The 11,638-nt window shown below is 60.6% G+C and carries 8 protein-coding genes; 5 read left to right on the top strand and 3 right to left on the bottom strand.

Annotated elements, in window-relative coordinates; genetic code table 11:
• Positions 1–259: 259 nt before the first annotated feature.
• The 3 genes from phnE to phnC form a co-directional block, all read right to left on the bottom strand.
• Positions 260–1,036: a phosphonate ABC transporter, permease protein PhnE gene (gene phnE / locus M0D69_RS41970; protein WP_301787685.1), complete on the bottom strand. Its 777-nt coding sequence runs from the start codon at positions 1,034–1,036 to the stop codon at positions 260–262.
• A 53-nt stretch (positions 1,037–1,089) separates the two neighbouring features.
• Positions 1,090–2,061 carry a phosphonate ABC transporter substrate-binding protein gene (gene phnD, locus M0D69_RS41965; RefSeq protein ID WP_301787683.1) on the bottom strand — a complete coding sequence of 324 codons (972 nt, stop codon included), beginning with the start codon at positions 2,059–2,061 and terminating at the stop codon, positions 1,090–1,092.
• Positions 2,062–2,129: 68 nt separating this feature from the next.
• A complete protein-coding gene (phnC, locus tag M0D69_RS41960; protein WP_301787682.1) occupies positions 2,130–3,023 on the bottom strand; it encodes a phosphonate ABC transporter ATP-binding protein in 894 nt (297 codons plus the stop codon).
• A gap of 733 nt (positions 3,024–3,756) precedes the next feature.
• On the opposite strand from phnC, the gene hpnI reads away from it, so the two are divergent.
• From hpnI to M0D69_RS41935, 5 genes are all read left to right on the top strand, one after another.
• Complete coding sequence (hpnI, locus tag M0D69_RS41955) at positions 3,757–4,977, top strand: bacteriohopanetetrol glucosamine biosynthesis glycosyltransferase HpnI (protein WP_301787681.1); 1,221 nt, start codon at positions 3,757–3,759, stop codon at positions 4,975–4,977.
• 86 nt (positions 4,978–5,063) lie between these two features.
• Positions 5,064–6,485: a hopanoid biosynthesis associated radical SAM protein HpnJ gene (hpnJ, locus tag M0D69_RS41950; protein WP_301787680.1), complete on the top strand. Its 1,422-nt coding sequence runs from the start codon at positions 5,064–5,066 to the stop codon at positions 6,483–6,485.
• Entirely contained in the window at positions 6,482–7,363 is an 882-nt protein-coding gene (hpnK, locus tag M0D69_RS41945) for a hopanoid biosynthesis-associated protein HpnK (protein ID WP_301787679.1), read from the top strand. The genes hpnJ and hpnK overlap by 4 nt, the downstream gene beginning before the upstream one ends.
• Before the next feature lie 5 nt (positions 7,364–7,368).
• A complete protein-coding gene (locus tag M0D69_RS41940; protein WP_301787684.1) occupies positions 7,369–8,346 on the top strand; it encodes a lysylphosphatidylglycerol synthase domain-containing protein in 978 nt (325 codons plus the stop codon).
• A 754-nt stretch (positions 8,347–9,100) separates the two neighbouring features.
• Positions 9,101–11,347 (top strand): bifunctional diguanylate cyclase/phosphodiesterase, encoded by a 2,247-nt coding sequence (locus tag M0D69_RS41935; protein WP_301787678.1) that lies wholly within the window; start codon positions 9,101–9,103, stop codon positions 11,345–11,347.
• The last annotated feature ends 291 nt before the right edge of the window (positions 11,348–11,638 follow it).

Here is an 11,638-nt window from a genome sequence, read left to right as displayed (position 1 = left end):
ACCGTGCTATCAGGTGCCAGAAACTGGGGCCTGCACGCTGGGGACACTAACTTGCCGGTGGTTTGAAAGCGCTTTCTCTGCTTCGTTTCTTTGCGCGTTTGCAGAAATGACGTGCCGCCACGCACAGTGGCTAATAGCGATAAAAAAATCAGCTAACTCAAGCAGACCACTAACGCCGAAAGCACCAACCCGGCATCACCCCCGACCGCCAACTCCCAAACCCCACCAAACAGAACCCCGAGTGCGAACGAAAACCAACTCAGATCACACGCTCACGAAGCCAAGCCGATCCAAGGTCGATCAAACTCACGATCACGATCACCATCAACAGCACGGCCGCAGTCTGCGCATAGTTGAACGAGCGAATCGCTTCATACAGCACAACGCCGATACCGCCCGCCCCCACCATGCCGACCACCATCGCCGAGCGCACGTTCGATTCGAACCGATACAACGCGAACGATATCCACATTGGCATGACCTGCGGCAGCACGCCGTAGAGCACTTCGTCGAAACTGCTTGCGCCCGTTGCGCGCACGCCTTCCGCAGGCCGCGGGTCGATCGCCTCGACCGCTTCAGCGAACAGCTTGGCAAGCACGCCCGTGGTATGCACCCAAAGCGCAAGCACGCCCGCGAACGGCCCGAGCCCCACCGCGACGATGAACAACATCGCAAAGACCATCTCGTTGATCGCGCGGCAGGCGTCCATCATCCGCCGCACCGGCTGCGCGACCCACATCGGTGCGATGTTATACGCCGACAGCAGCCCGCATGGCACCGCGAACACAAGCGCGAGCGCCGTGCCCCACACCGCCACGGCAAGCGTGACGATCATCTCGTGGACGTACGTGCGCCAGTCGGAAAAGTCAGGCGGGAAGAAGTCCTTGCCGAACTGCACCATGTTGCCGGGATCAGCGAAGAGATCGAGTGGACGCATGTCGGCGCTGTGCCACGACAGCCCAAGTATGGCCACCACCGCAACCCAGCCGAACACCGACAGCCAGCTTCGCTTGGGCTCGTGCAGCTCGGGTCTCATGGGCAGCGGACGCGCCTTTGCGCCGTCGAGCGGATAAGCGTCGACGGGGTGCTTCACTTCGCCGCTACCTTGTCCAGCTGCGACAGCTTCTGATCGAGTGCGGCGAGTTGTGCTTTCTTATCCGCGTCGGACATATGCTCATCGTTCTGGACTTGCTGCTTCTTTTGGAACAAGGACATTTGACGGATCGGCACGAGTTGTGTATCGGAGGAATCCTCAAAGCCCGACATGCCCGTGATCCCCGCCATGATCGCCTGCTCGCGCGGATCGCTCTGCGCGTAGTGATCAAAGAAGTTGCGCAGCTTGTCCTTCGTCGCCTGCGGCAGGTCGCGACGCCACACCAGCGGGTCCGACGGAATCAGCGGCGACTTCCACAACACGCGCACTTTCTCAAGCAACTCGGGATGCGTCTGGCGCAACGTCTCCACCATGTCGGTATTGTTGGTCGCCACGTCAACACGGTTGTTCACGACAGCCAGCATGTTCGATTCATGGCTCGACGGCAGCACGCTCTTGAAGTCGCTGCGCACTGAGATGCCGTTCTTCGCAAACAGGTAATACGATGGCACCAGCGTGCCCGAGGTCGAGTTCGGATCGCCGAAACCAAGGTTAATATCGTGCGTGTTCTTCAGCACCTGATCGACAGTCTTCCACTTGCTGTTCACGTTCGTGATCAGCAACGAGTAATAGCCCGCTTCGCCGCTCTTGTACTTCACCTTCGCGAACACTTCGCCATTGCCGCGATCGACCGCTTCGATGGCGGAGGCATTGCCGAAATAGCCGATCTGCACCTTGTTAAAACGCATGCCTTCGATAATGCCGGCATAGTCGGTCGCGAAGAACGGCTTGACGTCGAGGCCGGTCTGCTTGTTCAGATCGTCGATCAGCGGCTGCCAGCGCTGCTTGAGCGCGGACGAGTTGTCGGTCGAGATGATGCCGAAGTTAAGCGTTTCGGCACGCACTACCTGCGTGACGAAGCAGGCAGCAAGGGCCACACCGGCCAGAAGAAAACGGGCTGATTTCATCGAATAAGTCCAGGTTTGGGGGATCAAAAAAGTGATCAAAATTGAATGAAGGCGCCGGACCCGTGACTTCAGGAACTGGCGGCCGACGCGAATGCGGCGGATCGTGCCGAAGCGCCATCGGGGCGCACCGCGGCCCTGTCTGCGACACGTTGGGCTTGCTTCGCCACGTCGCGCTGGGCGCTCTCCGCGTCCGTCAGCAGTTCTTCGGCCGCCGCGCCATACAGGTCACGCAGAAGAGATGGCGTGAGTTGGGCAGACGGTCCGTCGTAGACCACGTGCCCCTCGCGCAGCGCGACCGTTCGCGCGCAATATTTCATCGCCACATCGATCTGATGCAGGGACACCACCACGGTCAAGCCATGGTCCTCGTTGAGCGACTGGAGCAGCTCCATGACACGCCGCGACGACTCGGGATCGAGCGATGCGATGGGCTCATCAGCGAGAACAATACGTGCTCGCTGCACGAGCGCACGCGCCAATGCCGCGCGCTGTTGCTGCCCGCCGGACAGCGTGCTTGCGCGCTCGTTGACGTGGTCCCCAATGCCCATGGCACAGAGCGACGCCATGGCAAGTTCATGCTCGGCACGCGGAAACCGGCCGATAAGACGCCGCCACAACGGCACCCGCGACAACGCGCCGAGCAGCACATTGGTGCGCACAGTGAGACGCCCGACGAGATTGAACTGCTGAAAAACAAACGCAACGTCGCGGCGGATTCGACGAACCTCGCGTGCGATCTTGCCGTTTTGCTGGATAGGCCGGCCGAGCAGCGTGATATGCGACGGCGCGAGATCGGACGCCGTAAAGCCCGCAATGTGCCGCAAAAGCGTGGACTTCCCCGAACCCGATGCACCGATCAGCGCGACCATTTCTCCTTCACCGACTTTAAGGTCGATGGAGTCGAGCGCCTTTCGGCCGTTATTGAACGTCTTGCAGAGACGTTCAATGCGAATTGCATCCATGGTGTCCTCGCGATCGTGTTCAAAGCGTTGCAGCGTCGGACGGATTCTAGGAATGCAACATGACGTCGCGGTGACGCTTGCAAGACGTCTAGATGAATACACGAATTGGCCATGTCCGAAACGACGATGCCGCTGCAATGAATCGTATGATCGTGCGGGCGCTGCTGAACCGATATTGAGGGCACGACCCGTACTGACGAGGTGATGAATGTTTGTCTCGGCGCGACCTGCCCAAGCTTGCATATGAAGAAATAAAGCTCGGATTACGTACGCGGTGCACGGGACGCGGCACATTGCGAAAAAGGGCATTGCGAACCGCTTGTTGCATCTCATTCAACAATGATTATTAGTCCGCACTCCCCGATTCCGGTCTGGTGCACGCCTTCCCTTAAACGCAGACACTCACTCTGGCCCATGCCTATAAACAGCGTGTTTATAGACGACTGCATCGGCAGCACCTGCCTGACGAAAGCAAACTGAAATATGCTTTCCCCCGTTCGTTCCGTCAGACGCAACAGATCTTTCCGTCTGACGTGACAGATTTAGTTTGATGTATCGAATCAGTGCACGATATATTTACGTGCAACAGTGGGCTATCCGCTGGCAACCACCAACGCTCGAACAGCGACCGATGCGGGATGTAATCCTCGACGAAACGGCTCGGTCCAATAACCCGCTAACCGCCATGTCTTGTCAGAGCAAGACATGGCACCGATAGACGCAGGGGAACCGCATGACCTGGACGCCGCTACCCGTTACCGAATGGATGCTGATTATTCTCTGCTGCCTCTCATCCTTCTACATAACGGTCGCCGCACTCATGCGTCACGGCTCACGGCCCTGGCGGGGGATGGCGCAGGACGGACAGCATCCGAAGCCCGTGAGCATCAGCGTGCTCAAGCCTTTATGCGGCCTGGAGCCACGCCTCTACGCAAACCTGGAGACGTTCTGCCGGCAAACGCATCCGCAGTTTCAACTGCTCTTTGGCGTGTCGTCGGCAAGCGACCCGGCCGTCGGCGTCGTGAACCGGCTGCGTGAAGCGTATCCGGAGCTCGACATCACGCTCGTCGTCAACGACTCCGTGCACGGCGTCAACCTCAAGGTCAGCAACCTGATCAATCTCGCGCAGCACGCGCGCCACGAGGTCATCGTGATCGCGGACAGTGACATTGCGGTCCCGCCGGATTATCTGCATACCGTCTCGGCGCCACTAGCATCGGGCCAGGTCGGCGTGGTCACCTGTCTCTACCGCGCCCGGCGAGTGGGAGACGTGTGGGCGCGGCTCGGCGCTCTTTTCATCGACGAGTGGTTCGTGCCTTCAGTCCATGTCGCGCGGGCGGTCGGCACGAGCCGTTTTGGTTTCGGCGCAACACTCGCGCTGCGGCGCGAAACGCTCGATGCAATCGGCGGCTTTCATGAACTGAAAGATTGCGTCGCGGACGACTTCTGGCTGGCCGAATATGTGCGCGAGCTGGGCTTGCGCACGCATGTGTCCGAGCTCACCGTCACAACCGACGTAACCGAGCGCGACCTGCCCTCGCTCTGGCTGCGCGAGACACGCTGGCTGCGCACCATCCGCTCGATCAATCCGCTTGGTTTCGCCTTTCTTTTCATCACCTTCACCACGCCGTGGCTAATTGCAAGCTGGCTGCTGGGCATCGGCTTCGACTGGAGCGGAGGTGCGATTGCCAACTCTACCGCCGACATGATCGTCGATCTGAGCACCTCGTTCGGCCTCAGTGCGCGGCTGCTCCTGCACTGGAGAAACACGCGCGACTGGCGTTCATTCTGGCGCGACCTCCCGCTTATTCCGCTGCGCGACCTGCTGTTGTCCGCCGAATGGATCGCGGCGGCGTTCGGCTCGCACGTGATGTGGCGCGGGGCGCGCATCCGGATCATGCCGAGAGTCGTCGCGCCGGAGGCGAATTTGACGGACGTGTCGGACGACCGCTGAAACACCGCGCCCGCATCAGGATGCAGGGTGAGTCGTGAAGAAAAATCAATGAAGCGGTACCATGCAGAAAGTTTCAGGAGCCCCACATGAAAACGCTGTTCTTGCAGGCACCATCGTTCGATGGCTTCGACGGCGGTGCAGGTTCGCGCTATCAGGCAAAGCGCGAAATCCGCTCGTTCTGGTATCCGACCTGGCTCGCCCAGCCCGCTGCGCTGGTGCCTGACAGCCGGGTGCTCGATGCCCCCGCGGACGGCTTGTCCGTCGACGAGACGCTCAAGATTGCCGAGGCTTACGACCTGGTGATCATCCATACGAGCACCCCGTCGTTTCCAAGCGATGCATTGTTCGCCGAGAAGCTGAAGGAACACAAACCCTCGCTCCTGATCGGCATGGTGGGTGCGAAAGTCGCAGTCGATCCGCACAATTCGCTGGCGGCGAGCGATGCAATCGATTTCGTCTGCCGTGAAGAGTTCGATTTCACCTGCCTGGAAGTGTCCGAAGGCAAACCCTTCGCGCGGATCTTGGGCCTGAGCTACCGGCTGCCCGACGGTTCGATCGAGCATAACGCGGCGCGTCCCATTCTCGAGGACATGGACTCGTTGCCCTTCGTCGCACCGGTCTACAAACGCGATCTCAAGATCGACAATTATTTTATCGGCTACCTGTCGCACCCTTATGTGTCGATCTACACGGGCCGCGGCTGCCGCTCGCGCTGCACGTTCTGCCTGTGGCCCCAAACGGTGGGCGGTCATCGTTATCGCACCCGCTCGGTCGAGAACGTGCTGGAAGAAGTGAAGTGGATTCGCGACAACATGCCTGAAGTCAAGGAGATCATGTTCGACGACGACACCTTCACCGACTTCAAGCCGCGCGTGGAAGAGATTGCGCGCGGACTCGGCAAGCTCGGCGTCACGTGGTCCTGCAACGCGAAGGCCAACGTGCCGTATTCGACCCTCAAGATCATGAAGGAGAACGGCCTGCGGCTGCTGCTGGTGGGCTATGAATCCGGCGACGACCAGATCCTGCTGAATATTAAAAAAGGGCTGCGCACGGACATGGCGCGGCGCTTTAGCGTTGACTGCCGGAAACTCGGCATCAAGGTTCACGGCACGTTCATTCTCGGGCTTCCCGGCGAGACGCGCGAGACGATCGAAAATACCATTCGCTATGCGAAGGAAATCAATCCGCACACCATCCAGGTGTCGCTCGCTGCGCCCTATCCGGGCACCACGCTCTACAAGCAGGCCGTGGATAACGGCTGGCTTGAGGAGAACAAGGTCATCAATCTGGTGAGCGCGGAAGGCGTGCAACTGGCTGCCATCGGTTATCCGCATTTGTCGCGTGATGAGATTTATCACGGGCTCGAAAGGTTCTATAAACAGTTCTATTTCCGGCCATCGAAGATCTGGGAAATCGTGCGCGAAATGCTGATGAGCTGGGAGATGATGAAACGGCGCTTGCGCGAAGGCGTCGAGTTCTTCCGCTTCCTGCGCACTCACGAAGCATGATCGGAGCGCTTGCGGCGACTCGACCGGCACGGCGCGCATTGATTGTCACCGCAGACGATTTCGGCCTCCACACACGCGTGAACGAGGGGGTGGAGCGTGCTCATCGGAATGGCGTGCTGACGGCGGCCAGTTTGATGGTTGCAGGGGATGCCGCCGCGGATGCCGTCGAGCGCGCGCGACGCTTGCCGACGTTACGCGTAGGCTTGCATGTAGTCCTGGCGGATGGCCGGGCGATGTCGCCGCGTAGCGAGATTCCACAACTCGTCGATGACCAGGGTCGGTTCGGCGACGCCATGGTGCGCGATGGCATTCGTTTTTTCTTTCTTCCACGCGTACGTGCGCAACTCGCCCATGAGATTCGCGCGCAGTTCGAGGCGTTTGCCGCGACCGGGCTCACGCTCGATCACGTCAATACCCACAAGCATTTCCATCTTCATCCAACGGTGCTGTCGCTCTTGATCGAGATTGGCAGCGAGTACGGCATGCGGACCATGCGCCTGCCGTACGAGGCTGGGGGATCGTTGGCGCTGCGTCCGTGGATCGCGCTGGTGCGGGCCCGGCTGGACCGGCACCACATTGCGCATAACGATCACGTAGCGGGTATTGCCGGGAGCGGACGGATGGACGAAGCGGCCTTCATCAAGGCGCTCGCCACCCTCCCCGCTGGCGTGAACGAGATCTACTGCCACCCGGCGGTGCCGGGCAACGGTCCAATCACGCCTTCGATGGCCGACTACGTGCACGCCGACGAGCTCGCGGCGCTGGTCTCACCGCGCGTTGCTGCCGCGATGAACGCCACCGGCATCCCGCGCGGCGGCTTCAGCGATATCTTCCCGAGCGCCGCCTCATCCGGCGAACCCGCGTTGCGCACCCTATGACCGCAGTGCTGCGCTGGCTTGCATGGGCGCGCTGGCCGCTCGCCATCGGCATCCTCGGCGCGTTCGCCGTGCACGAGGGTTTCGCCGATGTTCTGCGCGGTATTCCACAAGCCGGTGTCACCATGCTGTGGCTCGTCCCGTTTCACGCGCTGCCCTTGTTACTCGATGCATGCGGATGGCGCGTTCTTCTCGGCCGTCTCGCGCCGCTGCGTGTGCTGTGGTGGATTGCAGCCGTACGCGAGTCGGTCAGCCGCCTGCTGCCGGCGGCGGGCGTGGGCGGCGAACTGGTCGGGATACGGCTTGCCAACTGGTATATCGCCGACATCAATCGGGTTAGTGCGTCGGTCATCGTCGAAGTGCTGGTGACCATAGTCGTGCAATACGCGTTCTCGGCACTTGGCCTGTTGTTGCTGGTCGCGACCACCCAGGCATTCGCAGGAGTTCGGCTGATTGGTCTTGCGCTGCTGCTCTCGTTACCTATTCCGATTGTGTTTTTTATCCTTGTCCGGCGTGGCGGGTTGTTCCAGGCGCTCGAAAAGCATGCGGCCCGCTGGCTCGGATCGTCGCACCGGTTGCTGTCGAAGCTGGATGGCGCGCAGCTCGACCGGGAAATAGATACGCTGATGAGGCGCCCCGGTTTGCTGGCCTGCGCGTTCGCGTGGCAGCTCGCCGGTTACATGCTCGGTGCGCTCGAGGTGTATTGGGCGCTCGCCTTCTTCGGCCACTCTGTATCGATTGCCAGCGCCCTTGCTGTCGAAGCGCTTACGCAAGCTGTCCGGCACGCGGCGTTCTTCATGCCGGCCGGGCTAGGTGTGCAGGAAGCCGCGATCATGGTGCTCGCGCACATGGCCGGCGTAGACAGGGAAGCGGGTATCGCGCTCGCGCTCGTGAAGCGGATGCGCGAAGTGCTGTTTGGCTGCATCGCGCTCGCCGGATGGCAACTGGCCGAAGTGCGCCGCAACGCCCGCTCCCGGTTGACCTGAGCTCTGACCTTGCCCGCTTTAGCGGGTCTTGTCCAGGAGGCCGCGTGGCGTGAATGCGGCACGTTGAGTTATGTCACGGAACTGCGGCCACGGAACAGCAGCGCACTAAACAGCGGCCATGCAACTGCGCGACGGAGTTGTGCGACGCACAACTCAATGGCCGGGTCAGGGTAATCCTATTGGCTGCTCAAAACCATCCCGGACAAAAAGACCGGCTCATGTTTTTTGGGATTCCTGCCGTTAAAGATGCCATCGTACTGATGGCATCGAGTTCAGCTTTTGCCCCTTTATTCGCACCTAAACAGTCTGCTATACCGGACACCTGCGGCACGGCTGCGACGCCACTAACTGGTCGGTGGATCCCTGCGCAAAAGTAGACCATGGTTGCCGGGATTCAGCGGGAATGGCGTCTTTACGCATCCTGCGTGTCGCTCCGGCATTCGAAGCGCGTGTGGGCTTATTCCGTCAGTCGGCGAACTTGAATGAACATTTCCTTGAGCCTGATCGCGCAAGGTAAGACAATCCATTTCATCCGACGATAACCGGACCATGTGATTCTCATGTGATTTTAATAACTGCGGTAGTTCTAACAACTCGGCCCGGCGCAGCCGACAGCCTCAAAGGTCAATGAGGCTGCTAAAACTTACCCGAGAACATGCTCACATCCCTGCTTCCGCCAACGATCACACCCGCGCTCCGTCTCTGTTTTCACCGCCGGTCGATGGAGCAGCAACGGCCACTGTCGACGGTCACGATGGCTTTTACCGTGGTGGCGTTCCTGATCTTCGTCACGGCGCGCTCGCACGTGACGGGCATGGACCTGGCGCTCTGGCCACGCCTGCTATGCGCGCTGGCAATGCTGCTGCTCGTCGCGGCCATTCCCAAAGCACCCTCTACTTTCATATTCGGCCTGATCGGCGTGCTTTATATCGTCGTTCTGCAAATTGGGGTGGTGATCAACGTCGAAGGCGTCGAAAAACCGCTCTTCTGGATGCTGCCGGCCGGCATGGTCATTCCGATCTGCGCGGCACCGCTCTGGCTGACGCCACGGCATTTCATTCTGGGAACCATCGCGTTCTACCTGGCCGGGGTGCCCTTTGTCCTGTCGGTGCCCTTCACGCACGACGACTACGTTTTATGCGCCATGTGGGTGGCCATCGGCATCCCGACTGCGACCACGTTCCATTTCTGCTTCTACTGGTTCCGGCTCAGCCACTTCCTACTGGAAGAAAAACTGCTGGCGCTCGCCGAGACCGATCCCTTGACCAAACTCCTGAACCGGCGCGCTTTTCTCGAGCGGGCGGAACAGATGCTGGACGAGACGCACGCGGACGGAGAAGTCGTCAGCGCGATCTTCCTGGACATCGATCGCTTCAAGTCCCTGAACGATCAGTACGGCCACGCACGTGGCGACGACGCGTTGATGGGAGTCACGCAGGTCCTGAACGACGCCGTGCCGTCCAGCGGGGTGATCGGACGGCTTGGAGGCGAGGAGTTCGCGGTCCTGATCAAGACACCCGGGCCGCAACGCGCGGCCGAGCTTGCCGACACGCTGCGCATACTCGTCGCGACGATCCTGCGGCCCGACGGTTTTCTCACCGCCAGCTTCGGCGTGGCCCATCGCCGGCCGAACGAGAGCGCCATCGAGTTGCTCGACCGTGCCGATGAAGCGCTGTTGCGCGCGAAACATGCGGGTCGGAACCGGGTGTTCGTCGAGCAAGCCAGGCGGGTCGAGCGTGTGCGCGCGACTGCTATCGATGAAGAAAGCGACACTCGGGTCGACGAAGAGCCCGTTGTTGCGACCCGCTGGGGCGCCTTCGATCTGTTCACGCACTATCAGCCGGTCTACAGTTTGTCGCATCAGAAGCAGGTGGGGTTCGAAGCCCTTCTGCGCGGATTCGACCGGCATGGCACAGCGCTTCAGCCCGACACCCTGTTCGCCCCGCAGTCGAATCCCGGCGTCACCGAACTGGATTCGCTGACGCATCATCTTCACCTCGCGAACGCCGCCAAACGCCTGCCGCTGGACACCTGGCTGTTTCTGAACGTTGCTCCCTCCACCTTCATCCAGGCGGGTTACGAGCAGACTCTGGCGGCCATCGTGTCAGACGCTGGACTCGATCCCGGCGGGGTTGTGCTCGAGATTCTCGAGTCCGAAGGGGTGGACGTGGAGGAACTCGCGCTGGCCGCCTGGCGGTATCGTGGCTGCGGTTTCCTGATTGCTGTCGATGACTTCGGTGCGGGCCACTCCAACCTCGACCGGCTGCTGCGTATTCAGCCCGATTTCGTGAAGCTCGATGGCGAGCTGATCCGCGCCAAGAGCCGCGCCTCCGATCAGCCTCTGCTCCCTACCATTGTTTCGCTGCTGCATCGGGCCGACATGCTGGTGGTGGTGGAAGGCATCGAGACGACCGAGGAGCTTATATTGGCTGTCGAATCCAACGTCGATTTCGCGCAGGGATTCTTGCTCGGCAGACCGAGTGCCACGCTGCCGTCGTCGGCGGCGGTCATGCGGCGGATCGACCATGCGTTCGATGTGATCGCCGAGGGCCGAACGGTGCGGACCGCACGTTTTGAAGCGCAGTTGGCGCCGTATCTCGCGATGCTGACGAGCGCGGCCAACGCGTTGTCGAACGGCGCGGATATACAAGAGGCCATCGCGCCCATGGCGAAGCTGGACCTCTGCAAACGCTGCTTTGTTCTCGATGAAACCGGGCGCATCATCGGGCCCGAAATTATCGGCCGTGCGGGACCGGGCTCGGACTTCCGGCTTGGCCCGTTATCCGGCCCGCAGTCGGGGCGATGGGATCACCGGCCGTATTACTGGAAAGCGGTCGCGAGCATGGGAACGGCCGTGTTCTGCCAACCGTATTTGTCGCTGACTAGCGGGCGTGCATCGGTCGGCGTGACCATGGCCTTCATGCGCGACGACAAGGTGATGGTCGTGGGGGGGGAGCTGGACTGGACGTCGCCGCATTTGGCGTGGCCTACCGTGGAATAGGTTGGTGGACGGGGTTTGGGGGCGATGTGTTGCGGGGTTAGCGGTCAGGGTCAATGCCGGGGTGGTGCTTTCGGCGTAGTGGTCTGCTTGAGTTAGCTGATTTTTCTATCACTATTAGCCACTGTGCGTGGCGGCACGTCATTTCTTTTTCCAACGCCGAAAGCGACAAAGAAACGAAGCAAAGAAAGAGCTTTCCAACCACCGGCGAGTTAGTGTCCCTAGCGTGCAAGCCCGACGTTTTTGGCACCTGATAGCACGGCGCTCGCCAGACTCACCAATGTTTGAACCCCT

Origin of the sequence: Caballeronia sp. SEWSISQ10-4 2 (assembly GCF_030464885.1) — a bacterium.
Lineage (GTDB): Bacteria > Pseudomonadota > Gammaproteobacteria > Burkholderiales > Burkholderiaceae > Caballeronia.
The sequence above is the reverse complement of the archived record's forward strand: the minus strand, read 5'-3'. Positions and strand labels throughout refer to the sequence as shown.